The 25,832-nt window shown below is 62.2% G+C and carries 25 protein-coding genes and 1 riboswitch; of the genes, 10 read left to right on the top strand and 15 right to left on the bottom strand.

Annotated features, from left to right (window positions below; translation table 11 throughout):
• Positions 1–57 precede the first annotated feature (57 nt).
• The 5 genes from HMPREF3147_RS05475 to rplS form a co-directional block, all read right to left on the bottom strand.
• Positions 58–363 (bottom strand): DUF2469 domain-containing protein, encoded by a 306-nt coding sequence (locus HMPREF3147_RS05475; protein ID WP_005528899.1) that lies wholly within the window; start codon positions 361–363, stop codon positions 58–60.
• Positions 364–450: 87 nt separating this feature from the next.
• Positions 451–1,092, bottom strand: a complete 642-nt coding sequence (locus tag HMPREF3147_RS05470; protein WP_070445549.1) for a ribonuclease HII — start codon at positions 1,090–1,092, stop codon at positions 451–453.
• Positions 1,093–1,097: 5 nt separating this feature from the next.
• Positions 1,098–1,799: a signal peptidase I gene (gene lepB / locus HMPREF3147_RS05465; RefSeq protein ID WP_070445546.1), complete on the bottom strand. Its 702-nt coding sequence runs from the start codon at positions 1,797–1,799 to the stop codon at positions 1,098–1,100.
• Positions 1,777–2,472: a signal peptidase I gene (gene lepB, locus HMPREF3147_RS05460; RefSeq protein ID WP_236659254.1), complete on the bottom strand. Its 696-nt coding sequence runs from the start codon at positions 2,470–2,472 to the stop codon at positions 1,777–1,779. Before lepB (HMPREF3147_RS05460) ends, lepB (HMPREF3147_RS05465) begins: the two co-directional genes overlap by 23 nt.
• 234 nt (positions 2,473–2,706) lie before the next feature.
• Positions 2,707–3,051: a 50S ribosomal protein L19 gene (gene rplS, locus HMPREF3147_RS05455; RefSeq protein ID WP_010190405.1), complete on the bottom strand. Its 345-nt coding sequence runs from the start codon at positions 3,049–3,051 to the stop codon at positions 2,707–2,709.
• 173 nt (positions 3,052–3,224) lie between these two features.
• Positions 3,225–3,339, top strand: a riboswitch (TPP riboswitch).
• Between rplS and thiC the strand changes: the two genes are divergently transcribed.
• The 6 genes from thiC (at position 3,335) to HMPREF3147_RS05425 (ending at position 8,990) form a co-directional block, all read left to right on the top strand.
• Positions 3,335–5,137, top strand: a complete 1,803-nt coding sequence (gene thiC, locus HMPREF3147_RS05450; RefSeq protein WP_070445541.1) for a phosphomethylpyrimidine synthase ThiC — start codon at positions 3,335–3,337, stop codon at positions 5,135–5,137. Its footprint overlaps the riboswitch before it by 5 nt.
• Complete coding sequence (locus tag HMPREF3147_RS05445; protein ID WP_070445538.1) at positions 5,130–5,780, top strand: thiamine phosphate synthase; 651 nt, start codon at positions 5,130–5,132, stop codon at positions 5,778–5,780. The genes thiC and HMPREF3147_RS05445 overlap by 8 nt, the downstream gene beginning before the upstream one ends.
• Positions 5,777–6,922, top strand: coding sequence for a glycine oxidase ThiO (gene thiO / locus HMPREF3147_RS05440; protein WP_070445535.1), 1,146 nt, complete (start codon positions 5,777–5,779; stop codon positions 6,920–6,922). Before HMPREF3147_RS05445 ends, thiO begins: the two co-directional genes overlap by 4 nt.
• Positions 6,919–7,116: a sulfur carrier protein ThiS gene (gene thiS, locus HMPREF3147_RS05435; RefSeq protein ID WP_070445530.1), complete on the top strand. Its 198-nt coding sequence runs from the start codon at positions 6,919–6,921 to the stop codon at positions 7,114–7,116. The genes thiO and thiS overlap by 4 nt, the downstream gene beginning before the upstream one ends.
• Positions 7,117–7,896, top strand: coding sequence for a thiazole synthase (locus HMPREF3147_RS05430; RefSeq protein ID WP_070445527.1), 780 nt, complete (start codon positions 7,117–7,119; stop codon positions 7,894–7,896). It begins immediately after the preceding gene.
• A 35-nt stretch (positions 7,897–7,931) separates the two neighbouring features.
• Entirely contained in the window at positions 7,932–8,990 is a 1,059-nt protein-coding gene (locus HMPREF3147_RS05425) for a ThiF family adenylyltransferase (RefSeq protein WP_070445524.1), read from the top strand.
• On the opposite strand, the gene HMPREF3147_RS05420 is transcribed toward HMPREF3147_RS05425, so the two are convergent.
• Entirely contained in the window at positions 8,987–11,152 is a 2,166-nt protein-coding gene (locus HMPREF3147_RS05420) for a YhgE/Pip domain-containing protein (RefSeq protein WP_070445522.1), read from the bottom strand. The two genes, HMPREF3147_RS05425 and HMPREF3147_RS05420, sit on opposite strands and share 4 nt — an antisense overlap.
• A 328-nt stretch (positions 11,153–11,480) precedes the next feature.
• Between HMPREF3147_RS05420 and HMPREF3147_RS05415 the strand changes: the two genes are divergently transcribed.
• A complete protein-coding gene (locus tag HMPREF3147_RS05415; protein WP_070445519.1) occupies positions 11,481–12,620 on the top strand; it encodes an HNH endonuclease signature motif containing protein in 1,140 nt (379 codons plus the stop codon).
• 258 nt (positions 12,621–12,878) lie between these two features.
• Here the strand turns inward: HMPREF3147_RS05415 and HMPREF3147_RS05410 are convergent, their stop codons facing one another.
• From HMPREF3147_RS05410 to rimM, 4 genes are read right to left on the bottom strand one after another with little or no spacing between them, the layout of a single operon-like run.
• Positions 12,879–15,170 (bottom strand): Tex family protein, encoded by a 2,292-nt coding sequence (locus HMPREF3147_RS05410; protein ID WP_070445517.1) that lies wholly within the window; start codon positions 15,168–15,170, stop codon positions 12,879–12,881.
• Between the two features lie 40 nt (positions 15,171–15,210).
• Positions 15,211–15,579 carry a hypothetical protein gene (locus HMPREF3147_RS05405; protein WP_070445512.1) on the bottom strand — a complete coding sequence of 123 codons (369 nt, stop codon included), beginning with the start codon at positions 15,577–15,579 and terminating at the stop codon, positions 15,211–15,213.
• A 1-nt stretch (position 15,580) separates the two neighbouring features.
• Positions 15,581–16,423 carry a tRNA (guanosine(37)-N1)-methyltransferase TrmD gene (gene trmD / locus HMPREF3147_RS05400; RefSeq protein ID WP_070445510.1) on the bottom strand — a complete coding sequence of 281 codons (843 nt, stop codon included), beginning with the start codon at positions 16,421–16,423 and terminating at the stop codon, positions 15,581–15,583.
• Entirely contained in the window at positions 16,420–16,920 is a 501-nt protein-coding gene (rimM, locus tag HMPREF3147_RS05395; protein WP_070445508.1) for a ribosome maturation factor RimM, read from the bottom strand. The genes trmD and rimM overlap by 4 nt, the downstream gene beginning before the upstream one ends.
• 33 nt (positions 16,921–16,953) lie before the next feature.
• Here rimM and HMPREF3147_RS05390 point away from each other — a divergent pair, with 33 nt between their 5' ends.
• Complete coding sequence (locus HMPREF3147_RS05390) at positions 16,954–17,352, top strand: cupin domain-containing protein (RefSeq protein WP_070445506.1); 399 nt, start codon at positions 16,954–16,956, stop codon at positions 17,350–17,352.
• A gap of 23 nt (positions 17,353–17,375) precedes the next feature.
• A complete protein-coding gene (locus HMPREF3147_RS05385) occupies positions 17,376–18,041 on the top strand; it encodes a TetR/AcrR family transcriptional regulator (protein ID WP_070445504.1) in 666 nt (221 codons plus the stop codon).
• A gap of 59 nt (positions 18,042–18,100) precedes the next feature.
• Here the strand turns inward: HMPREF3147_RS05385 and rpsP are convergent, their stop codons facing one another.
• On the bottom strand, positions 18,101–18,625 hold the full coding sequence (gene rpsP, locus HMPREF3147_RS05380) for a 30S ribosomal protein S16 (RefSeq protein WP_070445501.1): 525 nt from the start codon (positions 18,623–18,625) through the stop codon (positions 18,101–18,103).
• A gap of 294 nt (positions 18,626–18,919) precedes the next feature.
• On the opposite strand from rpsP, the gene HMPREF3147_RS05375 reads away from it, so the two are divergent.
• Positions 18,920–21,172 (top strand): acyltransferase family protein, encoded by a 2,253-nt coding sequence (locus HMPREF3147_RS05375; protein WP_070445498.1) that lies wholly within the window; start codon positions 18,920–18,922, stop codon positions 21,170–21,172.
• Between the two features lie 65 nt (positions 21,173–21,237).
• Here HMPREF3147_RS05375 and ffh read toward each other — a convergent pair whose 3' ends face one another.
• From ffh to HMPREF3147_RS05355, 4 genes are all read right to left on the bottom strand, one after another.
• Positions 21,238–22,842, bottom strand: coding sequence for a signal recognition particle protein (ffh, locus tag HMPREF3147_RS05370; RefSeq protein WP_070445495.1), 1,605 nt, complete (start codon positions 22,840–22,842; stop codon positions 21,238–21,240).
• Between the two features lie 50 nt (positions 22,843–22,892).
• A complete protein-coding gene (locus tag HMPREF3147_RS05365) occupies positions 22,893–24,992 on the bottom strand; it encodes a [protein-PII] uridylyltransferase (protein WP_070445492.1) in 2,100 nt (699 codons plus the stop codon).
• Positions 24,993–24,994: 2 nt separating this feature from the next.
• Complete coding sequence (locus tag HMPREF3147_RS05360; protein ID WP_070445489.1) at positions 24,995–25,333, bottom strand: P-II family nitrogen regulator; 339 nt, start codon at positions 25,331–25,333, stop codon at positions 24,995–24,997.
• 127 nt (positions 25,334–25,460) lie between these two features.
• Positions 25,461–25,829 carry a Na+/H+ antiporter subunit G gene (locus HMPREF3147_RS05355; protein ID WP_070445486.1) on the bottom strand — a complete coding sequence of 123 codons (369 nt, stop codon included), beginning with the start codon at positions 25,827–25,829 and terminating at the stop codon, positions 25,461–25,463.
• Between the last annotated feature and the right edge of the window lie 3 nt (positions 25,830–25,832).

Raw genomic sequence — 25,832 nt, 5'->3', positions numbered from 1 at the left:
GATAACTAGTCCGGGGTCACCTCGATAGCGTTTCCCCGCACTCCTTTACCTAGAACTCTATTCAGGGAGAACAAAGTCCGGCTTGTCCAGCTCCTCAATATTGACGTCCTTGTAAGTGATCACACGGACATAGCGCACAAAGCGCGCCGAGCGGTACATGTCCCACACCCAGGCATCCGACATGCGGACCTCGTAGTAGACATCCGGGCCGGAGGTATGCGGGATGAGCTCCACCGCATTGGCCAGGTAAAACCTGCGTTCGGTTTCTACCACATAGGAGAATTGGCTGACCACATCGCGATATTCGCGGTACAGCGACAGCTCGACTTCAGCCTCGTAGTTATCGAGTTCCTCAGCGCTCACGGTGTGCTTCTCCTTCGCTCACAATTACCCGGGATCACGGTGTCACAGATTGAGCACAAGCTTAGTTCGCACTTGCTGCCTAAGCCTTCAGGCGCGCGCGAGGAATCGTGCATGAGCTTCAGCAACATTGCGATAGCTCATACGGTGCTCAGGCGTCGCCCCCAGCTGGGCGATGGCATCCTGATGCACAGCTGTGCCATAGCCCTTATGGGTTTCCAGAGCATAGCCTGGGTAGTGCTTCGCCACATCCACCATGAGACGGTCCCGGGAAACTTTGGCCAAAACACTAGCCGCAGCGATGCAACGTGCGGCGGTATCGCCGGCGATGATCGGCAGCTGCGGGGTGGGCAGGCCGGGGACGAAGAGGGCGTCGCTCAGCACATAGCCCGGGCGGATCCCCAGCTGCGCCACCGCACGGCGCATTCCTGACAGGTTGGCATGCTGAATGCCAAAGGCATCGATATCCTTCGCGCCTATGTGCACCACTGACCAGGCCAGCGCACGGCGTTTGATCACCGGCTCCAACTTTTCCCGGGCCGCCGGCGTGAGCTTCTTCGAATCATCAAGCCGCTCCAAGCCGGGCAGGATACGATCCGGCAAAATACACGCGGCGATAGTTATTGGCCCGCAGCAAGCTCCGCGCCCAGCTTCATCCACCCCGGCAACAGGCCCCAACCCTGCTTTGGAGAGCGCGACCTCATAGGTTCTCTTCTGTTTTAGACGGCGCATAGCGGTTAGAGGGGCATGTCCTCGATAGTGTGCGCACGGCTAATCGGAACCACCACGGCAGCGACCTTCCCGCGCACGTTCTCCACTGGAACGGTGCCCTGGAGCTTATCGCCTAGGTGCGCGCGCGAATCCAAAGAGTTTGTGCGGTTGTCCCCCATCACCCACAGGTGCCCCTCGGGAACGGTGACGGGCCCAAAGTACGCGCCGCCACAGGCCTGCGATCCCACCCGCTCATCGACGGGTATCTCCGGCGGATCGAGGACAAAGTCCTGGTTGGTGGGTTGGCCGTCCACCATGACGGCCGGATCGCCCTCCTGGCACGACACGGTCTGACCCCCGGTGGCAATGACCCGTTTGACCAGAATGCTATCGCCGTTGGGAGCCAGCCCCACAACAGCCGCCATATTTTGGATGCCGCGGAGAAACACATTGTGGGAACGCTTGACCTCAAAAGACGTGTTCCACGATTCCGGACCGGCAAAGACCACAACCTCTCCCGGGCGCGGATCGCTGAAGTAATAGCTCACCTTCTGCACCGCAATGCGGTCATTCGTACACCCCGGGCAGCCATGCAGGGTGGGCTCCATGGAAGAAGACGGGATGAGATACAGCCTTCCCACGAAGGCCTGAATCAACGCCAGCGCCACGAAGGTGACAGCCAGCGCCGAAAGAACATCGCGAACTCTAGGACTGGATGTCCGGGTCATCGACTCCACCAATACGGTTGAAGGGGAAGAAGATGAACATGACCTTGCCGCGAACATTCTCCAGGGGGATTGTTCCTTGGTACTCATCCTGCATGTGATAGCGCGAGTCCGCGGAGGCCGTGCGATTATCTCCCATCACCCAGATATTGCCCTCCGGCACGGTCACGGGGCCAAAGTACGCGCCGCCGCAGGCATAGGAACCGGTGGTTTCATCAACGCGATAGGTCGGTGGATCCTGCACATAATCCTGTTCAATGGGCTTGCCGTCCACCATGACTGCCGGATCCCCTTCTTGGCAGGACACCGTCTGGCCACCGGTGGCAACAACGCGCTTGACCAGAGTGTTCTCATCGGGCGGGGTGAGCGACACATAGCTCAGGGCATCCTGAATGCGGTGGATCACTGGGTTATCGGAACGCGGGGACACCCAGTTGCTATCCCAGTCCGGGGTGCCCTTGAATACCACGACATCACCGGGTTCCGGGCTCTTATCGCCGTAGTAGGAAACCTTTTCGGTAAAGATCCGGTCGTTATTGCAGCCTTCGCAACCATGCAATGTCGGCTCCATGGAGCCGGAGGGGATCACGTACTGCCGGCCTACAAAGTTCTGGAAAATGCCGACGACTGCGAGCACGGAGACCACTACGAGGGCAGTCTCCAGCAACCAGGGCATCTGCTTCTTTTCTTCAGCTGGGGGCGCCGCGCTTTCCGACGCCTCTCTCCCAACCCCCTGGGAACTTTCAGTAATGTCGTTTTCTTTTTCCACGGGCTAAATCCTAGCAATGTGTCTTGCCCTCACGGGCCTTGTGGCCCCGCGCGGCGCACGCTAAAAGGAGAAGGCAAAAGGAAAGCCCTTCGCCTTTCCTCACGGTGAGGATAAAGGCGAAGGGCTGTGATGCGCTGTAAATTAGCGGCGCTCCTTGATGCGGGCCTTCTTGCCGCGCAGGTCGCGCAGGTAGTACAGCTTGGCGCGGCGGACACGGCCGCGGCGGACTACCTCGATGGAGGCAATGTTCGGGGAGTGAACCGGGAAGGTACGCTCAACGCCGATGCCGAAGGAGACCTTACGCACGGTGAAGGTCTCGCGGATGCCGTCGCCCTGACGGCGGATGCAGACACCCTTGAAGAGCTGGGTACGCTCGGTGGTGCCCTCGATGACCTTGACGTTGACGTCGAGGGTATCGCCCGGGCGGAAGGACGGGATATCGTCGCGCAGCGAAGCTGCATCAACCTTGTCAATGAGGTTTGCCATTGGTGTTTTCCTTTTCAGTTTAAGACAGAGGACCCTAGCGCCACCTCGCGGCAGCTGACCGGTTCGTGCCTATTACACAGAACATCGTCATCTTTCCACACCCCACCCCGGAAGAACAAATTCCGTCAAACGCCTGACATCTCCTCATTGCGGGCTCTAAGGTGGGTGGCGCACTGACACCCCACGGGTGCCCACGGGAAGTGGGCTGAGAGTGGCGCTGATACCGCGCCTGCACCGTTCGAACCTGTCTGGTTAGCACCAGCGAAGGAAGAGAGGAGCAGCCATGACGGCTACCCATAACCCCATCCAGTCCACCAACTCCGGCGAGATCCACCCCAAGCACTCCTACTCCCCCATCCGGGAGAATGGCCTGGAGGTACCGGAGACCGAGATCCAGCTGGATGATTCCCCTACCGGCCCCAATGAGCCCTTCCGTATCTACCGCACACGTGGCCCGGAGTGTGAGCCCGAAGTCGGTCTGCCGGCACTGCGCGCCGAATGGATTGCGGAGCGCGGGGACGTTGAGGAATATGAGGGCCGCGCACGCAACCTCGCTGACGATGGCCGCTCGGCCGAGCGCCGCGGTGCGGCTTCCCAGGAGTGGAAGGGGGAGCGTCGCCAACCGCTGCGTTCTAAGGAAGGCAAGCGCGTTACCCAGATGCACTATGCGCGCCAGGGCATCATCACCAAGGAGATGGAGTTCGTGGCCCTACGCGAGCACTGCGACCCAGAGTTCGTGCGCTCCGAAATCGCCCGTGGCCGCGCCATCCTGCCTAATAACGTCAACCACCCCGAGTCGGAGCCGATGATCATCGGTCGGAAGTTCCTCACCAAAATCAACGCCAATATTGGCAACTCCGCGGTGACCTCCTCCATCGCCGAGGAGGTATCCAAGCTACGCTGGGCCACCCGCTGGGGCGCGGATACCGTCATGGACCTCTCCACCGGTGACGACATCCACACCACCCGCGAGTGGATCCTGCGCAACTCTCCGGTTCCTATCGGCACCGTGCCCATCTACCAGGCGCTGGAGAAGGTCAATGGTGTCGCGGAAGACCTGACATGGGAGATTTTCCGCGATACCGTCATCGAACAGTGCGAGCAGGGCGTGGACTACATGACCGTGCACGCCGGCGTGCTTTTGCCCTACGTGCCGCTGACCACGAACCGCGTCACCGGCATTGTTTCCCGCGGCGGCTCCATCATGGCAGGCTGGTGCCTGGCGCACCACAAGGAGTCCTTCCTCTACGAGAACTTCGACGAACTCTGTGAGATTTTCGCGCGCTACGACGTCGCTTTCTCCCTCGGCGATGGTCTGCGCCCCGGCTCCTTGGCGGATGCTAACGACACCGCCCAATTCGCTGAACTCAAAACCATCGGTGAGCTCACCCGGCGCGCCTGGGAGTATGACGTCCAGGTCATGGTGGAAGGCCCAGGACACGTCCCGCTCAACATGATTCAGGAAAACAACGAGCTCGAGCAGGACTGGGCCTCGGATGCTCCCTTCTACACGCTGGGCCCGCTGGTTACGGATATCGCACCGGGCTATGACCACATCACCTCCGCCATTGGTGCGGCACACATCGCCATGGGTGGTACGGCCATGCTGTGCTACGTCACACCGAAGGAACACTTGGGGCTTCCCAACCGCGATGATGTGAAGACCGGCGTGATTACCTACAAGCTTGCGGCCCATGCAGCCGACGTGGCCAAGGGCCACCCAGGTGCGCGCGCGTGGGATGATGCGATGAGTAAGGCCCGCTTCGAATTCCGCTGGCACGACCAGTTCGCGCTCTCCCTCGACCCAGACACCGCGCAGGCCTACCACGATGAGACCCTGCCTGCGGAGCCGGCGAAGACCGCCCACTTCTGTTCCATGTGCGGCCCGAAGTTCTGCTCTATGCGCATCAGCCAGGACATCCGGGATACCTTCTCCGACTCCCTTGGTATGCCAAGTTTTCCGGGTAAGGACGCCGTTGATCCGGAGGTCGTGGCAGCTGCCCGTGCCGGTGAGAAACAGATGTCGGAAGAGTTCAAGGCCCAAGGTTCGCAGCTCTATCAGGAGGAAGAAACCGCGCATGCCTGATCTTCGCTGCTACTTCGTCACGGGCGCGGGCACGCCTGCGGAGATCGTGCGCATCGCTGCGGCAGCGGCGCGAGGCGGTGCCGGGGTCGTGCAGGTGCGCTCCAAGCCGATTTCTGCCCGCGACCTTTTCTATTTAGGCCGCGACGTGGCCCGCGCGGTGGCGAAGGCTAACCCAGAAACGCGCGTGCTTATCGACGACCGCGTAGACGTCGCCGCCGCCCTACGCCACGCCGGCGAGCCGGTGCATGGCGTGCATGTCGGCCAAGATGATCTACCCGTCGCCGCTGCCCGCGCGTTGTTGGGTCCGGACGCGATTATCGGTCTGACCACCGGCACCCGCGAATTGGTCGAGGCCGCCAATGACGTCGCAGATGTCATTGACTACATCGGTTGCGGCCCGTTCCGCGCGACTCCGACGAAGGACTCCGGCCGCACGCCTTTAGGACTTCACGCCTACCCGGAATTGGTGAAGCTCTCCCGCGTGCCACTCGTAGCCATCGGGGATGTCACCGCTGAGGATGCAGCCGATCTTGCGGCAACTGGTGTGGCCGGACTAGCCGTCGTGCGCGGCATCATGAATGCCGAGGACCCAGAAGCTTATTGCCGCGCGCTGCTGTCCGGTTTTGACGAAGGTGCGCGATGAGTACTAGCTCTGATTCTTCAGTCATCGTCGTCGGCGCGGGCGTCATCGGTCTGGCCACCGCCGTAGAGTTGGCCGCGCGGGGCTTTAAGGTCACTGTCTTGGACCCGGCACCGGCCTCTGGGGCTTCGCACTATGCCGGGGGCATGCTCGCCCCCGCCGCGGAGGTGGTCTACCAGCAGGATCCACTCTTCCCGCTGATGCGTGCCTCCGGCGCGTGGTACCCGGAGCTTATCGATCTCGTGGCTCAGCACACCGAGGTCCCAACTGGCTACCGCGCCGAAGGTACCCTCGTCGTCTCCGCTGACCGTGCGGATGCTCAGCACCTCACCGAGCTGGCTGACTATCAATCCCTCCACGGCATGGAGGTCGAGCGCATCACCGTGCGCGAAGCCCGGCGCGCCGAACCTTTGCTCTCGCCACGTCTGGCTGCTGCGGTGAGTATTCCGGGTGACACGCAGGTTTTCCCCCGCCAGTGGACAGCTGCACTGCTCAGCGCAGCCCAAGCACTCGGTGTGCGTTTCTTCCGCACGGCAGCACAGTCGATCAATGCTGACACGGGCATGGTCACCACGGCCGTCGGCGAGTTCGAAGCTGAACAGGTGGTGCTCGCTGCAGGCCTGGGAGCACGCGACATCGAGTGGGCTGCATCAGCCGGGCTCGAAGAATCTCCGCTACACCTGCGCCCGGTATACGGCGATATCCTGCGCCTGCGCGTACCGGACGAGCTCCAGCCTCTGCTCACCCGCGTGGTGCGCGGCTTCGTGGAGGACCGCCCCATTTACCTCATCCCCCGCGGCGACGGCACCTTGGCGGTTGGCGCTACAACCCGCGAGGATCCTCTTGCCACGGCCCAGGCCGGCGGTGTCTACGCGCTGCTTCGCGACGCCATCCGTGTGCTGCCCGCCGTCGAAGAGTGCGAATTCCTCGAGGCCAGCGCGGGTGCCCGCCCCGGCACGCCAGACGATTTGCCGTACCTCGGCCGCGTCAGCGACAAGCTCGTCATCTCCACCGGCTATTTCCGCCACGGCATTCTGCTCACGGCCCTGGCCGCGCGCTGTACACGCGAGCTCATCGAAGGCACCGAATCCAGCATCGATCTCACCGCTTGTGATCCTCTACGTCACCTCAAGGAGCAGCCATGATCCTCATCCTCAACGGCCAGCCCACTGACACCTCAGCGACGACCATCACCGAATTGTTGGACGAGCAGAACATCGCCGCCGACGGCACCGCCGTGGCCGTGTCCGAACAAGTCGTACCCCGCTCGCAGTGGGAGTCCACCCCACTCACTGAAGGCGCAACCGTGGAAATCCTCACCGCAGTCCAAGGAGGTTAAATGCTCACCATCGCCGAGACCACCTTTTCTTCCCACCTCATCATGGGCACCGGTGGGGCCACGAGCCACGACGCCCTGGAGCGCGCGCTCGTCGCCTCCGGAACCGAGCTGACTACCGTGGCCATGCGCCGCCACACTGGTACCCGTGATGGTGAGAGTGTCTTCGATCTGCTGCGCCGGTTGGACATCGCCCTACTCCCCAACACCGCCGGGTGTCGCACCGCGCGCGAGGCCGTGCTCACCGCCCGCATGGCCCGCGAGGCGCTGGGGACCTCCTGGGTCAAGGTCGAGGTCATCGCCGACGAACATACGCTGCTGCCCGATGTCGTGGAAACCCTCGACGCCACCGAGCTGCTGAGCGCCGAAGGGTTCACCGTCCTGGCCTACACCAGCGACGATCCCGTAGCCGCCCAGCGCCTCGAAGACGCCGGAGCGGCAGCCGTCATGCCTCTCGGAGCCCCCATCGGCACTGGTCTGGGAATCCTCAATCCCCACAACCTCGAGCTCATCTGCTCACGTGCCTCGGTGCCCGTGCTTGTCGACGCCGGCATCGGCACCGCCTCCGACGCCACCCTCGCCATGGAGCTGGGCTGCTCCGGCGTGCTTCTCGCCAGCGCGGTCAACCGCTGCCAGGATCCCGAGGCCATGGCCACCGCCATGCGCCACGCCGTCGAAGCCGGCCGCCTAGCCCGGAGTGCAGGGCGCATCCCGCAGCGCGAGCACGCCCAGGCTTCCTCCACCTTTGAGGGCCTGGCCTCCTGGGCCGACCACGTTCTCTAGACCTGTGACATTGATCGCCGCCGCAAAAGGGACCTATGCTCAGCAAAGATGAACTCGCCCGCACCGCGCGCCAACGCCTTCTACCCGGCTTCGGTGACTCGGCCCAGGAGCGTCTCAACGCCGCGCACGTGCTCGTCGTGGGCGCCGGCGGACTCGGCTGCCCGGCGCTCCAGCAGCTGGCGGCGGCTGGCATCGGGCGAATCACGATTATTGATTCCGATACCGTCGATATCAGCAACCTGCACAGGCAGGTGCTGTTTGGTGTAGGGGACCTCGGCAAGCCCAAGGCCGAGGTAGCCGCCGCGCGCGCCCGCGAGCTTGCCCCCGAGCTCACCATCACCGCGCTTAAAGAACGCCTCGGCTCCTCCACCGTCCTCGACCTGTGTTCCGAGGCCGACCTCGTCCTCGACGGCTCAGATACCTTCGATACGAAGTATCTCGTCGCTGATGCCTGCGAGCTCACCTCTACCCCACTGGCTTGGGGAACCGTGCTGCGCTACGGCGGGCAAGCCGCGCTGTGGCACTCCGGGAATGCATGTGCTGACGGGCGCGGAGTGGGCTTGCGCGATCTCTTCCCCGCCCCGCCTAGTGGCGAGGCGCTCGAGTGCTCCACAGCGGGGGTCCTGGGGGCTACGACATCGGTCATCGCGGGGCTCATGGCCACCGCGGCACTGGGCTGGTTGGGGAAGCTTCCGCACTACGAGGAGCTGCGTGGCCGCCTCACCTCCTATGAGGCGCTGCCCGGTAGCTTCCGCACATTGCGGGTGGTCGCCGATCCCGACCGCTCCCTCGTTACTGCCCTACCTGGCCGGCACACCCTGCCGCCGGAGCTTGTCACCGGCCACGCTGCCCTCCTCGATATCTCCGAGGAGCCCAACTTTCCTCATGCCACAGTGACACTGCCCTGGCAAACTGTCACCGATGACGATGCCGTGCGCCGAGCACTATCCGCCTGCGCATCCGAACTGGTCTACGTGGCCTGCCCCTCCGGTGGACGCAGCGCTGGCTTTGTCCTGCGCTACGCCGATCTCGCCGCGGACATGGGCATCGAGTTGCGCAACCTGCCCGGTGGGCTCGCAGCACACGATTTCTAGGCGCCAGCCGCCGCCGGCGTGCGGAAGAGATGCTCGTCGAGAATGCGCGCGGTGCCATGGTGACGGGCCCGGAAAATCACGCAAGAGGCCACCAGTGCCAGAGCGGTCACGATGAACAGCACCGCGATACCGGCCCAGAACGTCCCATCGTGGATGCCGTCGGTAGCGCGGGTAAAGGCGTTTTTCGCATAAGACATCGGGTGGAAAGGATGCAGCAAACTCAGCGGGCGTGGAATGGCGGCCACGGGCCACACGCCGCCGAAGACCATGACGCCTAGGGCAAAGGCACCGACTGCGAAGACGGCACCAATCTTGCGGCCGAAGGTTACGAGGAAGAACTGGTAGGCCGCCGCACCCACGGCCGCGATGGCGGCGATGACTAACAACATCATCGGCCAGCTGGCAGGACTCCAGCCCATCGTGGAGGACATCAAGCCCATGAAGGCCAAGACCAAGAAGTTCAGCCCCGCCACCACGCCGAAGGCCGCGAGGATGCCACGCACCGGGCTCGTAACTGCCTCGCCGCGACGGCCCAGGTAGTACGGCAGCGTCATCGCCAGGAGCAGCATCACAAGGAAGCCGAAGACCAGCACGAAGAGTAGCGAGGCGCCACCCGTGATGTTCTTCTCGGTCGGGTCAACCGGGCTGACCACCGTCTGTACGGGGTGAAGGTTGGAGGAGGTGAAGTTGATGGGCACGGCCATGTTCTGTGCGGACGTATCCGGCTGGCTAATGGAGGGGGCTTTGGCGGCACCGTCGGCAAGCTTGGTAGCCAACTCATTGGAGCCCGCCTTGAGCTGGTCCATGCCATCCTTCAGCTCCGTACCACCGGCTGCCAGCTGGCTCGTGCCGTCCTTCAACGTACCGGTGCCCTCATGCAAGCGGGAAGCACCATCCTGCAGCTGGGCGGCACCGTCGCCCAGCTCGCCAACACCCGCGCGCAACTGCTGCGAGCCATCGGACAAGCGGTGCGCACCGTCATTGAGGGCCATCATGCCGCCGAGGTACTCCGAGTTGGGATCGGACAGGTTGTAGTAGAGCTGACCGGTGCCGTCAGAGAGCTTTTCCAGTTGCGCCACCATGTTTCCACTGGCGGCCGGGTCCAGCTTCGAGACCAGGGAATAGAGTTGGTCGGCTTGCTGGTGCATGCCGAGGCCACGGAGGACGTCGACAAGTTGCAGCAGCGCTGGAGCTACGGCCTGCGCCTGCTTGAGCACCGGGATGAGCATGCCCGTCAGTTGGTTGACGCCGCCATCGATCTGGCCCGCGCCATCCGCTAGGCGGCCGGTTCCGGCGAGCAGTTTGTCGGAGCCGTCGGCAAGCTGCGCGGCGCCATCATCGAGCTGCGCGGCACCATCGCTGAGGCGCCCTACTCCGTCATTCAGGCGGTTCGTGCCGTCCAGCAGCTGGCCCGTACCGTTGTTGAGATCGCCCGCGCCGGCGTCCAACTTGGCGATTCCCTCGACCGCGCGCCCGCCGCCTTCCTGCAATTTGCCCGCACCCTCATCGAGACGGCCGGCGCCCTCGGCCGCGGTTCCCAGACCATCGCTGAGTTTATTCAGCCCCTCAATAACCTGGTCGGCGTATTTCTTGGAAATCGCATTCTCCACGCTGGTCTGCACCTGCGGGATGAGGCTGGAAGAAATCACCGAGCCATTCGTGCCGTAGTAGTCATTAGTGGCGAAGTGAATCTCCGGCTTGACCGGTTTATCGCTGATGATGGTGACGGCCTGCTCGGAGAAGTTCTTCGGGATGGTCACGACCATGAGGTATGTGCCCTTGAGCAGGCCCTCATCCCCGTCGCCCTTGCTGACTTCGGCGAAATTCAGATACTGCGTCTCCATCAGGCCTTCCACAACCTGATCGCCGTAGTTGGTATAGGTGCCCTGCTTCTCGACGCCCGCGTCCTCATTCACCACCGCCAAATCAATGTTGCGCATGTACTTAGAGGGGTCCCACATGGCCCACATCATGGTGCCCGCGATGACGATGGGTGCTACGAGAAGGAAAACGATGAGCACGCGCGACAAGGTACTCGTGGGGCGCCAATCGAGGACGCGGTGCCACCCCATCGCCTCACTGTCGTGGCCTGCTGCGCTCCCCTTAGCTGCCTTGCCAGGCGAAGAAGCATTCTTCCGGCTTTCTTCCGTCTCACGGCGCATTCCCGCCTCCTCATGGTTTTAGCTCTGGCCCGCTTATAGCCTTCTGCCCAGGACTTTCAGAGGAAGTACAACGATAAGCGGGACCACTAGTTCATTTGTTTCACCAAACATACCACCTAATATGTTGGCTCTGTAAACTTATGGCTATTCGTGTCATTGCACCCCATGCCGTTACTCCCGTGCGAGCTCCGAATCACGACCTGGTGACTGCGTTTGGCCGTGTGGGTGCTGGTTACTCCCGTGTGAGCTCCGAGTTACAAGGCACATGAACAGGGCGTTTCCCCCCTCCGGTTGCGAGGCCTTAAGGCCTGTTTTAGGCTCTGTGCCCATGGGGGATATTGAGACCTACATCCGCCTTCGTAACTCGGGGATTGCGCTGGTGGAAGCAGCAACCAGCACACCCGAAAGCTTGCGCGCGCTGGGCGCCTCACGCGGCGATGCGGCAGAGCTGGCGTCACTTCATGCCATCTATTTCGGCGATACCCGCTTCACCGGCAAGCAGCGCACCGCCCGCCAAGCAGCCCGACGCCAAGGCCACGACCTGGCCACACTAAGCCTCATTGAGTCCTACGCCGCCAAACTGAAGAAGCAACTCGACGTCTGGAATGTGCGCGTAACACTTGCATCCACGCCTTCAGAACGGATTCCTTCAGTGGCGGCGGAACGTTTGAAAGAACTCAAACCGAAACGCGTGCCGTCGCCTGGGGTGCGCCTTACCTACCGCAAGAACGGCCCGCACTCACTCACGGTTACCGACTCCGCGCTGAACATCTCCACCATGCGCAGCACGCTGGAGTCCATTAACCCCACTGACCTCCTGGACGCCACCCGTCAAGTCTTCTTTAAAGAAGGTGTGGGGTCTCGGCCGGCGGTGGGAACGAACGTCGTGATAACACTCGATGAGCTCGACAAAATCGTCCGTCATGACGGCGATGACATCGAACTCGAGCTCACCAACGGCGGGCGCATGAGCGGCGCGGAGTTTCTCACCTACAAGTTCGCCGAAACTGGCTACGCCACACTGGTCCACCCCACTATCGGCCCGGTGTGGCTGCACCGTCTTTCGCGCTTTGCCAGCCTCGAGCAACGCATCATGGCCAGCGCGGAGCACCCCACCTGCGCGATCGAAGACTGCAATAAACCGGCGGACTACTGCCAGGTCCACCACATCATCCCTTGGCAGGCGGGCGGAGAAACCAACCCGCCCAACCTGACCATGTTGTGCGCTTATCACAACGGTATTAACGACGATGACCCCACCAGCCCAACCGGCCGAGGCTATGTCTTTCGGCTGAGAGGACCCGTTGACTATATCCCGCCCTGGGGAACACCGATTACCGGGCAGCCGGCCTACCAAGAAGCCATAAACCGGCAGGCCACGAGCCCGACGCGCACTCCTCCAGGCCAACCACCCGATCCGCCGGACCCACACCCATCACCACCCAGCACTGTGTCGCCGCCCGGATAGTCTTCGCGGCAGCTTAGCCGCACACGTCCACACCCCGAACCGGCTCCCCACCAGCACGGAATGTCCTCTTAACACGGCGGACTCAGCCCTGCGCCACGCGGAAACCTCAGCTTTCTTGAGGCCTTCCGAGTCTTTGGCGATCGCTCCATCCCACGGGCGTGTCCAATGCACCGTCCGTGCAGAACAGCCCGCCGAAAAACTCACAAACTCCCAACCGTTTGAACGGTCAGGGGTTTGTGGCGCGTGACTAGATGAGCTTTAAAAGCCGGCTTTCTTGAGGGCATCGGCCATCGAGCCACCGCCGCCGCGGTCCGCGCGGCCACGCCCACCGTTGCGCCGGTCGGAACGGCCGCCTCGCCCCTCGGAACGCCCGCCGCCGTTGCGGCGCTTGGGGGCGGGCTGGCCGGGTTCGTCGTCAAGCCGCAGCGACAAACCAATGCGCTGGCGCTCCACGTCGACCTCCATGACCTTGACCTTCACCACTTGGCCCGAACGGACCACATCATGCGGGTCAGAGACGAACTTGTGGCTCATCGCGGACACATGCACAAGCCCGTCCTGGTGCACGCCAACGTCGATGAAGGCACCAAAGGCCGCAACGTTGGTCACGGTGCCCTCCAGAATCATGCCCGGTTTCAAGTCCGAGACCTTGTCTACGCCTTCCTTGAAGGTAGCCGTCTTGAATTCTGGGCGCGGGTCGCGGCCAGGTTTGTCCAGCTCCGCAATGATATCCGTCACCGTCGGCACACCGAAGGTATCGTCAGCAAAGTCCGCCGGCGACAGCTTCGTCAACACGCGCGAATTGCCGATGAGCTCCGAAACCCCCAGCCCGGTCTTATCCGCGATGCGCGCCACCACCGGGTAAGCCTCCGGGTGCACGGCCGAGGCATCGAGCGGGTCCTTACCTCCATTGATGCGCAAGAAGCCAGCCGCCTGTTCGAAGGCCTTCGGCCCCAAGCGCGGCACCTTCTTCAGCTCCTTGCGTGAAGCAAACGTGCCATTCTCATCGCGATAGGCCACGATGTTGGCCGCAATCGTGGAGTTCACTCCGGCCACGCGCTCCAGCAACGGAGCCGAGGCGGTATTAAGGTCCACGCCGACGCCATTCACGGCATCCTCCACCACACCATCGAGGGTGCGGGCGAGCGCGACCTGGTTGACATCGTGCTGATACTGCCCCACGCCGATGGCCTTCGGGTCAATCTTCACCAGCTCCGCCAGCGGGTCCTGCAGGCGGCGCGCGATGGACACCGCGCCGCGCAGGGAGACGTCCATGTCGGGGAACTCATCGGCCGCCAGCTGCGAAGCCGAATACACCGATGCACCGGCTTCCGAGACCACGACCGGGTTCGGCCGCTTCCCACCCGCCTGCGCGATGAGGTCCGCGACTTCACCGGCGAGCTTCTCCGTCTCACGCGAAGCGGTGCCATTACCAATCGCCATGAGGTCCACCGAATGAGCCGCGCTTAACGACGCCAACTCCCTCACCGCCTCAGCCCACTTCTGCTGCGGCTGGTGCGGGTAGACGATGGTGGTGGCAAGGACCTTGCCCGTCGGGTCGACGACCGCGCACTTGACGCCATTACGGTAACCCGGGTCCAAGCCCAGCGTCGCGCGCTGGCCCGCCGGGGCGGCCAGCAGAACATCGCGCAAGTTGGTAGCGAAGACCTTGAGCGCTCCTTCCTCGGCCTTCTCCTTGAGACGCATGCGCACGTCGAGGCCCGAGGAGATGGAGAGTTTGGTGCGCCAGCCCCAGTGGACGGCGTCGGCAAGCCAGCGTGAGGTGGCAACGTCCAAGTCGAAGCGCTCCGCAATCATGCCCTCATACATGGCGTCATCGCCGGCATCGAGGTTGAGCTGCAGCACGCCTTCGTTCTCACCACGCAACAGCGCCAGGATGCGGTGCGAGGGAAGCTTGTCGAAAGGCTCAGAGAACTCGAAGTAGTCCTTGAACTTCGCGCCCTCGGTTTCCTTGCCTTCCACCACACCGGCATTCATGGAACCGCTGGTGTACATGCGCTCGCGCACTTCGCCGACGAGGTCCGCGTCCAGTGCAAAACGGTCCACCAAGATAGCGCGAGCACCCTCGAGGGCTTTCTTCGCTTCCTCGAAGCCTTCAGTGAGGTACTCCCCTGCCAGCTCGGCCGGATCCGCCGAAGGATTCTCAATGAGTTTGTCCGTCAGCGGCTCAAGTCCTGCCTCGCGCGCGATATCCGCCTTGGTCTTGCGGCGCTTCTTATACGGCAGGTACAGATCCTCTAGGCGCGCCTTGGTTTCGCAGCCTTGAATGAGGGCACGCAACTCGTCGGTCAGCTTGCCCTGCTCCTCAATGGCGGCGAGCACCGTTTCCTTGCGCTCCTCCAGTTCCCGCAGGTAGGTCGAGCGTTCCTCGATGATACGCAGCTGCGAGTCATCCAGCTCGCCGGTGGCTTCCTTGCGGTAACGGGCGATGAACGGAACGGTGTTACCCTCCGCCATGAGCTTGAGGGCGGCTTCGACAAACTGCTCTTTGACGCCCAGCTCTCCAGCGATGGTGGCTGCGATATTCACAAAACCTCTTTATGGGTCGGGGACTTAAGACCTTCTCACCCTATACCCCGCCCTGCCACGCGCAGGAAGTGCCCAGCCCAAACTCGGTGTGACCAATCTCTGAGGTCCCGTACCACAATGTGTGCGGCGGCAAACAGTCCGCGACGGCCGCGGTGACCTTCGTCAGCGGTAAATCTGAAGAGCCGTTGACGATGACCCTCCACACGTGCTCACCCACCGGTGGCTGACCGTGCTTATCCATGTACTCGTTGACCAGAATGTTGTCGGGTTCGCAGGTAAATGACACGACCTCGGCGTTGATGTCCTGTGGCTCGACTCCGCCTTCACGCAAACGCTGCGGCATACCTTCGAGGACCTTGTTCCATTCAGCTTCGGTCATAAGTATTGACAAGTCAGTGCTCACGTCCATCTCAATCCTCCTTTAAGGTTTCCAGGTAGGCGCGATCGGCGTCACTTAGCTCCGCTGCATCCAGCAACTCTGGGCGGCGCTGCCACGTCCGCGCCAGCGACTGCTCGCGGCGCCACCGGTCCACACGGGCGTGGTCACCGGAGGTCAGCACGTCCGGAACCTGAAGGCCGCGCCACTCGCGCGGCTTGGTGTAGCTGGGCCCCTCCAGCAGGCCATCGGAGAAGGAATCTTCTTCGTGCGAGCGCCGGTTCCCCAACACACCAGGAATGAGGCGCACGACGGCTTCAGCAATGACGAGAACAGCTACCTCGCCGCCGATGAGCACGTAGTCGCCAATGGAGACCTCACGTACGCGGTAACGGTGCTGCGCATCGTCGACGACGCGCTGGTCGATGCCCTCGTAGCGCCCGCACGCAAACACAATATGCTCCTCCGCGGACCAAGCTTGCGCATCGGCCTGAGTAAAGGGCGTGCCCGCAGGGGTCGGCACGATGAGCAGCGGTTTGTCCGAATTCTCACTTTCACCATAGGAGCGCGCCTCCACGCCATGGATATCGTCGTGGCGCGGTTTACTCAGGTGCGGCAGAGCGCTCTGCAGGTCCTGGGTGGAGGCGGTGCCGGAGGAGACGTCGTCAAGCGCGGGCCCCCACACCTCAGGCTTCATCACCATGCCAGGGCCGCCCCCATAAGGGGAATCATCGACGGATTTATGCACGTCGGTGGCCCACTGGCGCAGGTCATGCACGCCCACCGCGAGCTTGCCCTGCTCGATGGCCTTGCCCAGCAGTGCGTGGCGCAGCGGGTCGAGATACTCCGGAAAAATGGTGAGAACGTCAATCCTCATAGGTCGAGCAACCCTTCCGGCGGGGTGATGGTGCAGGTCCCCGCCTCCAGATCGACCTCCGGCACGATCTCCTCCACGAAGGGCACGAGCGCTTCTTTGCCTTCGGTGAGCGTGACTTCTAGGAGGGACTGCGTCGGTCCGTGCGTCACGCCGGTCACCTCACCCACCTCTTTGCCATCAAGGAGGACGCGCAGGCCTTCCAACTCGTGGTCATAGAAGCCGTCGTCTTCTGGGTCATCCAGAGGTTCGGCGAAGAACTGGGTGCCACGCAGGGAATCCGCGGCCGTGCGGTCCGGGATTTCCTTAAACGTGATGAGCAGACGGCCCTTATGGGATCGCACCGCTGCAATGGTGAGCTCATGTTCCTTCTTACCTTGCTTACCGTGAAGGACCTCGCCCACAGCGAATCGGGTCTCAGGGGAATCGGTGGTCACCTCGACGGAGACCTCGCCTTTAATGCCGTGGGATTTCACCACGCGACCAATGAGTAGTTCCATGCCTGCTAGCTTAACGGGCTACGCTGGGGCGGCATGACTGAGCTTCCCATCAATGATGCAACCACCTTTGGCGACGCCTCCCACAACAGCGCCGCCCTCGCAACGCTGAATCTGCTCGATGAGGCCCCCGAGCCGCACCCCACACGCCCCAGACCAGCCGTTAAGAGGGTCCTCAGTGCCGACGGCGCAAACCTCATCCTCTTCTCCTTCCTGCCTGGACAAGACCTACCTGATCACAAGGCCGCACACCCCATCACCGTGCAGGTGCTCCGGGGATCGGTGATTTTTAGTTGCGAGGAACAGGATGAGGTGCTCGCTCCCGGACGCATAGTGCACCTTCCGGCGTACGTGCCGCATGCGGTGACATGTAGCGAGGAACCTGCACTCATGCTGCTCACCATGTTGACACCACACACTAGCGCGAATGTATAGACTTTTAGTACTATTCTTATAGTGTGAGTAGTTCGAAGCCGTATCACCATGGAAATTTGCATGAAGAGATCCTCCAGGAGGCCATCAAGCTTGGCCGGGAGGGAGGACCGGAGGCGGTGACGATTCGCGCCGCAACGCGCGCGGTCGGCGTCTCCCCTACTGCCGCCTACCGCCACTTCAAGGATCAAGCCGCGCTTCTCGATGCCGTCGCGGACGTCGCCACCTACGAACTCATTACCAAGCTCAGCGAGGCCTTCGAAGAGACGGAAGGCACCATCGTCGACAAGATGATGGCGGCTGGTTTTGCCTACTACCACTACGCCTTGGAGGAGCAGAACTTCTTCGAGTGCATGATGGCCACGAGCGGTTTTGATATTCCAGCTGGACTCGCGGCCGCGGCCGAGGGCCTCGGCGAGGACCTACGCGTACAGGCCACATTCAATTTCTACGGCTACATGGAGCAGTATGCGCGCTCCATCGGACAGGAACCCAGTAAGCAACACATGATGCAGAATTGCCTGGCCGGCTGGTCCACTGTGCACGGTTTCACAGTCTTGTGCCTCAGCGGTCATTTGCGGTCGCTACCGGAGGAAAAGGTGGAAACCTTGGCGCAATCGGTCATAGCCTCCGCTGTCCGCGGCTTGGACTTCGACAATCCCCTGGAAGCGCACCACCCCGGGCGATCCTAAGCACTAAAAATCCCCGCGACCGACAGGTCAGCGGGGATAATCTTTTAGCCGAGTAGAAATTACTCTGCGGACTCCTCAGCCTCAGCGGAGTCGGCCTCTTCAGCCTTAGCGGCCTCTTCCTCGGCCTTAGCAGCCTCAGCGGCAGCGGCTTCCTCAGCAGCCTTCTCGGCGGCAGCCTTAGCCTCAGCCTCTTCCTTGGCCTTGCGCTTCTTCTCGGTGATGGCCTCGATGGTCGGGCCGTTGTTGGCCTCAGCCAGAGCAGCGTTGAAGAGGTCCAGCTTGGACGGCTTCTCCTCAGCAACCTTCAGGGTACCCTCTGCGCCCGGCAGACCCTTGAACTTCTGCCAGTCACCGGTCACCTTGAGCAGTGCGAGAACCGGCTCGGTCGGCTGCGCGCCGACACCCAGCCAGTACTGAGCGCGCTCGGAATCGATCTGGATCAGGGACGGCTCCTGCTTCGGCTGGTAGATACCGATGTTCTCGATAGCCTTGCCGGAGCGACGGGTGCGTGCATCAGCGACGATAACGCGGTACTCAGCGTTGCGGATCTTGCCCATACGCTGCAGCTTGATCTTAACGGCCATGATTGGCTCCTTTTCTAGTCACCGGGCAGTTCAGACACGCGCCGCTTGGTGGCGCGCCGGTTCAACCCTTGGATTTATCCTGCGCGTGACGTGCCGGCCGTCCGTAGGCGGTACCGGCGTTACGCAGAGATGAAGTTTTATGTGTCCTCCACGCTGTGCGTGAACAACCCCACCAACTTTAGCGGAACCCACACAAGATAGGAAATCCCCCTTAGCTCTTGCAGAGTTAGGCCTTACCCCGCGAAGGGGGTAGTCTGTAATGCGGTTATTTCGACGCCACACACTCCTCTTTTTATGAATAAACAAGCCCCCTCTACATTCCGCTACCGTTACGACCTTGACGGCCTCCGCGGCATCGCGATCGCCTTGGTTGTTCTGTACCACGTCTTCGTTGGTCGTGTCTCAGGTGGCGTCGATGTCTTCCTCCTGCTTTCCGGATACTTCTTCTTAGGCTCGCAGCTGCGCTATGCCGCACGGCCGAATGCCTCCTTGAACCCGTGGTGGCCCATCTGGCGCACGCTCCGCCGGCTGGTGCCTTCCCTCGTGCTCGTCATCGGTGTGAGCTATGTGCTTGTCCGGCTCTTCGCCCCGAAGCTTTTAAACACGGAGCTCACCAAGCAGATCACTGCGACGGTCTTCTACTACCAGAACTGGGAATTAGCACGGCAGAACGCTGACTACGCCGCCGCTTCAGCAACGACGTCACCACTGCAGCACATGTGGTCCATGGCTGTGCAGGGCCAGTTCTACCTGCTGGGTATCTTCTTCGCTCTCGGCCTGGCCGCTTTCATGCGCCTGCGCCCCAAGAACACGGGCCTACGAGAACAGCGTTTCTCTTCCATTAATTCCATCGCGGGCCCGATCCTCCTCGTAGTCACCGTCGTTTCTTTTGCCTATGCATCCCGCGACGGCCTCTTTGGCACCCCGGAAAACTACTATTCCACATGGTCGCGCGCCTGGGAGCTAACTTTGGGCGCGGTGCTCGTTATCTATGGTTCGCACCTGCGCATGCCGCAGCGCCTGTCCAACCTCGCCACGGCTCTCGGCTTGGCGGCTCTGGCTGGTACCGGCCTGCTTATTTCCGATAGCTTGGCCTTCCCTGGGCCGCTGTCTCTTCTGCCCATCGGCGGTGCAGTACTCATCATCATTGGTTCCGGCGGGTCTTTCTCACGGGTGCTCACCACCCGGGTTTCTCGCTGGCTCGGTGATATCGCCTACCCGCTCTACCTGTGGCATTGGCCGCTGCTCATCATTTCCATCGCCGCCCTCGGCCTTGACACCCCTCCGTGGTGGCTCGGGGCCATCATCATCGTGGTGTCGCTGGGCTTGGCGGACCTGACGCATCGTTTCGTCGAGAAGCCCCTGCGCCAGCACCGCAAACGCCCGCTTGCCGACGACCTCCCCGTCCACCGCGGCCTCGCCGACCTTCGCACTCGCACCGGCACTCTGCGGGGCGTTGGCGGAGTCCTCGTTGCCGCCTGCACCGTTGCGCTCGTGGCCGTTCAACCGCTGTGGCTGCGCAGCCTGCAGGAAGCGAACCACGAAATGCTCGACCCGAAGCTCTACCCAGGAGCGACGACCTTCGTCGAGAACATCACGCCGCCTGAGAACGTAGAGATCAAGCCTGACCCGATTCTCGCGCGCGGCATTCAGCCGCCAGTCGCCGACAACTGGTGCTTCATCCCGGAGCAAGAGCCAACGGACTACTTCATCGAGACCCAGAAGGACGGCGTGACGCCGTGCATCTTCGGTGATGTCAACTCCGATGTCGAGGTCTACCTGGTAGGCGGTTCGCACGCGGAGCAGTATTCTTCGGCCCTGGATCACTTGGGCCGCGAGATGGGTTTCAAGCTGGTTCCGCTCACCCGCGTGGGTTGCCCCATCGAGCTCGGCGATGAACTGAGTGTGAAGCCTTCCTGTGCCGAGTGGAGCAAGGAAGTGGTCAAGCGCATTATCGATGCGGACCCGGCCCTCGTGGTCTCTAATTCAACGCGACCCGGCCAGCCCTTGGGTCACGGCCCAGACGCCGTCCCGCCCGGCTATAAGGCCTTCTGGGACGAATTGGCCAAGCACGATATTCCCTTCTTGGGTTTCCGTGATAACCCGTGGGGATTCGATGAGCACGGCAATGGCCTCCAGTTTGATGAGTGCTACGTAGCCACCCAGGATTCTCTCGGATGCGGCATGCGCTTCGAAGAGGTCTACGCTCCCTATGACCCCGGCGCCGAAGTCCTCTCCCAGTACAAGAACATGCTGGCCGTGGACACCTCGACGTGGTTCTGCGATGCCAACGGCGATTGCCCGGTCATCATCGGCAATATCATGGTGTACCGCGATATGCACCACTTCACCAAGGCTTTCGCGGATTCGGCCATCCCGCTCATCCGTGAAGCCATCACCCCCTTCCTCAAGGGCGAGACGGTGCAGCAGCAGCCCCCGCAGATCCCGACGGACAGCCCCATAGTGCCTCAGTCCGCTGAGACGCCTCCGACCACACCGGCGGAGCCTATCCCCTATCCTGCATATCCGGCAGATAAAGCCATTTAGAACGACAAGGGCCGGCGCTTTTAGCGCCGGCCCTTACTAGCGAAGAATGCAGCAGCATTCTTCGGTTATTTCTTTTTGCCCTGCCCAAAGTCCAGGTTGTTGAGATCGATATTCTCCATGCCCTTCGGCATCTTGATATCTCCCAGCCCGGGCATGCCGCCGCCGAGCTGTTCCTGCATCTTCTGCAGTTCTTGCATCGACGGCATTCCGCCGCCCATCCCCGGCATACCGCCGCCACCACGACGCTTCGGCGGCTTACGCTTGCCGTTCTTGCCCTTGCGGCCCTTCGGCTTCTTCTTGGTAGCGGAACGCCCACCGCCCATGCCTGGCATGCCAAAACGGCCGGCCATCTGCGACATCATCTTCTTGGCTTCGGTGAAGCGCTCAATGAGCTGGTTGACGTCAGACACGCTCACGCCAGAACCGAGGGCAATGCGCTTACGACGTGAAGCGTTGAGAATTTTCGGGTTTTCCCGCTCCTCCGGCGTCATACCGCGGATAATGGCTTGGATGCGGTCAAGCTGCTTTTCGTCGACCATATCGGCGATCTGGTTCATCTTGTTGCCGCCGGGCATCATCTTGAGCAGGTTGCCCATCGGGCCCAGGTTGCGCACCATGAGCATCATGTCCAAGAAGTCATTGAGCGTCATCTCGCCGGAGCCCATCTTCTTGGCGGCTTCCTCCGCCTTAGACTGATCCAGCTTGGACTCCGCCTGCTCAATAAGTGTCAGCAGGTCACCCATGCCCAGAATGCGCGAGGACATGCGCTCCGGGTGGAAGACATCGAAATCCTCGAGTTTCTCACCGGTGGAGGCGAACATGATGGGCTTGCCCGTGACCTCACGAATGGACAGTGCCGCACCACCGCGGGCGTCACCGTCCAGCTTGGTCAGGACGACACCGGTGAAGTCCACGCCATCGCGGAAGGCCTCGGCGGTCTGCACGGCGTCTTGACCGATCATCGAGTCAATGACGAAGAGGACTTCGTCCGGATTGACGGCATCGCGGATGTTGCGCGCCTGCGTCATCAGGGTCTCATCGATGCCGAGACGGCCGGCGGTATCGATGATGACGATATCGTGCTGGGTGCGCTTGGCCTCTTCGATACCGCGCTTGGCGACGTCCACCGGATCCCCATGGGAGGTTCCCATCTCATGCTCGTGGGAATCCAGGGAGGTACCCGGATCCGGAGCGTAGACATCGACTCCCGCGCGCTCGCCAACGATCTGCAGCTGCTGCACCGCGCCCGGGCGCTGAAGGTCACAGGCCACCAGCATCGGGGTGTGTCCCTTGGAGGCCAGATGCTTAGAAAGCTTGCCTGCCAAGGTAGTCTTACCTGCACCTTGGAGGCCGGCGAGCATGATGACCGTCGGCGGGTTCTTCGCCAGGTTCAGGCGGCGGGTTTCGCCGCCGAGAATCTCGATGAGCTCCTCGTTGACGATCTTGACTACCTGCTGCGCCGGGTTCAGTGCCTCGGAAACCTCGGCGCCTGCCGCGCGTTCCTTAATGCGCTTAATAAAGCCGCGCACGACGTTGAGCGAGACGTCCGCCTCCAGCAACGCCAGACGGATTTCGCGTGCTGTGGCATTGATGTCCGCCTCGGTCAGCTTGCCCTTGCCGCGCAGGCCGGACAGGGCTGATTGCAAGCGGTCAGACAAAGACTCAAACACGTTAAAAGTGCTCCCTCAACTATCGTGGATAAATTTATAACTTCCCCAGCTTAGCCGTTGACCAGTGCTTGGGTCACATTCCGGACTAGCGTCGCGCGGAGGATGTCGCCAAGCGGCACGGCATGAAGCACCATCGTGGCACCCGGCGTGGTGGTAGATAGCCACTCGCACTCCGGAAGCAGCGCGAGCACGTGGCCGAGGGTACCCGGGTAGTCATCGATGCGAACCTCGAAGACTCCCCCAGTCCACATCGCGGTGGCCGGTCCCGGTACGAAATCAGGCAGCACGGTATAGGTCCCTGATTTATAGGACTGCACGAGGCGCTCCTCTACCGTCGCGAGGTCAATGGCACCGTGAAGAGCGCGAATATCAAACTCACCGGCATAGCCCTCCTCAGTGCGCACGAGGCGCGAGGAGAGGATGTTCCAGCCCAACGCGGCGATAAGTGCCAACGCACGCACGGCCTCCCTCTGATAGCTGCCGCGCCACAGGACGGTAAAGCTGTCATCCTCGGGGTTGTGGCGCAGTCCAATGTCGCGGTCGGCGGCAACCAGAGGACGAACTGGATGCAGAGCTTCTAGCTGTGCAAAAGCGCGGCCGCTGACCGCATCGATTCCTTTCTCCAGCCTGCGGTTCCACACGCCGGGACCGGTGGATTCAGCATCGGTGCGGGCGAGTACGACGAGGAGCGCTAGAGTCAGGTAGTCATAGCGCACGGCTTCGAGGAGCTCGTCACGGGCTTCATCGGATACAGGATCGGTACGGGAGACGATGCGCGCCAGAGTGGTGTGCTCAGCGACCACGGTTTGCACGCGGGAGCGATCCGCCAGGTCGAGGCCAAGCTTGGCCGCGGCACGCGCCACCATCTCCGCCCCCACCAGCTCGTGCGGGCGACCATATCCTTTCCCGATATCGTGGTAGAGCCCCACCAAGAGCAGCAGATCGGGCCTCGCTACGGAGGTGCGTGCTTCTGCACAGCGCGCGACGGTAAGGATGGAGTGGTAGTCCACGGTATGAGCGTGCGTGCGCTCGCGCGGCAGCAGCCCTCGGATGTGTTCCCACTCTGGGACGAGCCGCTCCCACAAGCCGTGAGCATCCATCTCCTGAATGAGGCGCGGGGTATTGAGCGGCGAGGACAATAAACTAAAGAATGCATCCGTCGCAGCGGCGGGCCAGCGTTCGGGCAGCTCCGGTAACTCGCGCAGCTGCTCCCAGACATGGGGCGGAACGCTTCTGCCCGAGCGTGCTGCGGCGGCGGCCACGCGCAAGAGCAGCCACGGCTCATCCAAGTCCGCGGTACGAGCGAGACGGATCTCGCCTCCGGCATCAACCACCCCAATATCGAGGGGCTTACGTGTGCGGTTGTGGCTGCGTTTGGATACGACTCCCCGGGCAGTCGCCAATGCCCTCTCCACGGCTCTATCTACCGCGGTAGCCGCGGTGACCACGGCCGCGGACAAGTCATAGCGGTCGGCGAAACCAAGCTCGTGGGCGATCTCCGCGGCGAACTCAGGGTCGAGAACATCGCGGTGCCGCCGGGCGGTGACGTGAAGGAGCGTGCGGACGTCGAGAAGCAAGGCCTGCTCCTCCTCAAGTGCTGGGGCATCCGCGAGGTTGCCAAGGGCGAGCGCCCGCAGGAATTGGATATCGCGCAGGCCGCCGCGCCCATTTTTAATATCCGGATGGGTCATCGTGGCCAGGGTGCCAGAACGGCGCCAGCGAGTAATGGCGAGGTCGACGAAAGCGTCGAAGTTGCTCTGCAGTAGGCGGCGCCACGAGGCATAGACCTGGGCGCGGGTGGAGTCCACGAGCTGCTTGTCGCCGGCAACGAAGGCCAGATCCAGCTGCGCGAAGCCGGCGGCGGGATCGGAACCAGCGATAGCGCCAAATTCGCTGGGGGTCCGCACCGCATAGTCGAGCCGGTATTTGGCATCCCAGATGGGGTACCAGATTTCAGCGACCACATCTTCGGGCAGCTCCGTATCATCCGGGTGAAGGAGGATGAGATCAAGATCCGAAAAAGGGGTCATCGCCCGGCGGGCGAAGGAACCCGTAGCGGCAAGCGCACAGCCGGACGGAAGCTGCAGAGACTGCGTGAGCTCTATCGCCGAGGCATAGGCATCCTCACGCAGTTGAGCGGCCGTAGACACTTCTACAGGGCTGCCTCGCCGCGCTCGCCGGTGCGCACGCGGATGACATCCTCAACAGGAGTAATCCAGATCTTGCCGTCACCGATCTTTCCGGTATAGGCGGCGTCAACGATGGCAGAAAGGATATCCTCCACCTGCTCGTCGGACGTGACTACCTCCAGCTTGACCTTGGGCACGAAGTCGGTGGCATACTCGGCGCCACGGTAGACCTCGCTGTGGCCGCGCTGCTGGCCGAAACCCTGGGTCTCGGTCACGGTCAGGCCGTGCACGTCGTGCTGCTCCAAGGCCTCACGGATGTCCGGCAGCGTGAACGGTTTGACGATGGCAGTGATGAGCTTCATCTGTTACTCCTTAGCTCCGGCGGTGTCGACCCGCGGCTGGACGGTTGGTGCAGGATTCATCCTAGCGTCGTGGGTGTGGCGGCGGTGCGAAGCCCCATGCGCCATAGACGAACTTCCAAAGTTCGCGCTAAACCTCCTCCTCAGAGGCCTCAACGGTCTGTGCACTCTTGCGCATACGCTTGGCGTACTTCACGTCAGTGACGGTCACACCGTAGATGGAGCGTCCCATGTAGAAGGAGCCCACCGAGGCGATGATCCACACGCCGAAACACGCGATCATGACTTTGATCAGCGACCACAGGGAAAACCCGTTCTCGGCAAAATCCACGACTACCTTCGCCACAAGCAGCAGCGGGACGGCCAAGCCGACCGTCGGCCCCAACAGGTTAACGCGGGTCAATGCATCAGGCGCACGCCACAAGGCGATAGCGGTCGCAATGACCAAGACCGTGGCCACGACCAACAGAATCGAGGCGATAATCTCCGGGATAGTCATGGT

Source organism: Corynebacterium sp. HMSC05D03, from assembly GCF_001807205.1.
GTDB classification, from domain to species: Bacteria; Actinomycetota; Actinomycetes; order Mycobacteriales; family Mycobacteriaceae; genus Corynebacterium; species Corynebacterium aurimucosum.
This window is presented reverse-complemented; position numbering and strand designations above follow the sequence as displayed.

Bases quoted from the DNA above. Each gene is read 5' to 3' on its own strand.
- HMPREF3147_RS05470 (WP_070445549.1), bottom strand. From the start codon at position 1,092: ATGCGCCGTCTAAAACAGAAGAGAACCTATGAGGTCGCGCTCTCCAAA.
- lepB (WP_070445546.1), bottom strand. From the start codon at position 1,799: ATGACCCGGACATCCAGTCCTAGAGTTCGCGATGTTCTTTCGGCGCTG.
- lepB (WP_236659254.1), bottom strand. From the start codon at position 2,472: ATGCCCTGGTTGCTGGAGACTGCCCTCGTAGTGGTCTCCGTGCTCGCA.
- rplS (WP_010190405.1), bottom strand. From the start codon at position 3,051: ATGGCAAACCTCATTGACAAGGTTGATGCAGCTTCGCTGCGCGACGAT.
- thiC (WP_070445541.1), top strand. From the start codon at position 3,335: ATGACGGCTACCCATAACCCCATCCAGTCCACCAACTCCGGCGAGATC.
- HMPREF3147_RS05445 (WP_070445538.1), top strand. From the start codon at position 5,130: ATGCCTGATCTTCGCTGCTACTTCGTCACGGGCGCGGGCACGCCTGCG.
- thiO (WP_070445535.1), top strand. From the start codon at position 5,777: ATGAGTACTAGCTCTGATTCTTCAGTCATCGTCGTCGGCGCGGGCGTC.
- thiS (WP_070445530.1), top strand. From the start codon at position 6,919: ATGATCCTCATCCTCAACGGCCAGCCCACTGACACCTCAGCGACGACC.
- HMPREF3147_RS05430 (WP_070445527.1), top strand. From the start codon at position 7,117: ATGCTCACCATCGCCGAGACCACCTTTTCTTCCCACCTCATCATGGGC.
- HMPREF3147_RS05425 (WP_070445524.1), top strand. From the start codon at position 7,932: ATGCTCAGCAAAGATGAACTCGCCCGCACCGCGCGCCAACGCCTTCTA.
- HMPREF3147_RS05420 (WP_070445522.1), bottom strand. From the start codon at position 11,152: ATGCGCCGTGAGACGGAAGAAAGCCGGAAGAATGCTTCTTCGCCTGGC.
- HMPREF3147_RS05415 (WP_070445519.1), top strand. From the start codon at position 11,481: ATGGGGGATATTGAGACCTACATCCGCCTTCGTAACTCGGGGATTGCG.
- HMPREF3147_RS05405 (WP_070445512.1), bottom strand. From the start codon at position 15,579: ATGGACGTGAGCACTGACTTGTCAATACTTATGACCGAAGCTGAATGG.
- trmD (WP_070445510.1), bottom strand. From the start codon at position 16,423: ATGAGGATTGACGTTCTCACCATTTTTCCGGAGTATCTCGACCCGCTG.
- rimM (WP_070445508.1), bottom strand. From the start codon at position 16,920: ATGGAACTACTCATTGGTCGCGTGGTGAAATCCCACGGCATTAAAGGC.
- HMPREF3147_RS05390 (WP_070445506.1), top strand. From the start codon at position 16,954: ATGACTGAGCTTCCCATCAATGATGCAACCACCTTTGGCGACGCCTCC.
- rpsP (WP_070445501.1), bottom strand. From the start codon at position 18,625: ATGGCCGTTAAGATCAAGCTGCAGCGTATGGGCAAGATCCGCAACGCT.
- HMPREF3147_RS05375 (WP_070445498.1), top strand. From the start codon at position 18,920: ATGAATAAACAAGCCCCCTCTACATTCCGCTACCGTTACGACCTTGAC.
- HMPREF3147_RS05360 (WP_070445489.1), bottom strand. From the start codon at position 25,333: ATGAAGCTCATCACTGCCATCGTCAAACCGTTCACGCTGCCGGACATC.
- HMPREF3147_RS05355 (WP_070445486.1), bottom strand. From the start codon at position 25,829: ATGACTATCCCGGAGATTATCGCCTCGATTCTGTTGGTCGTGGCCACG.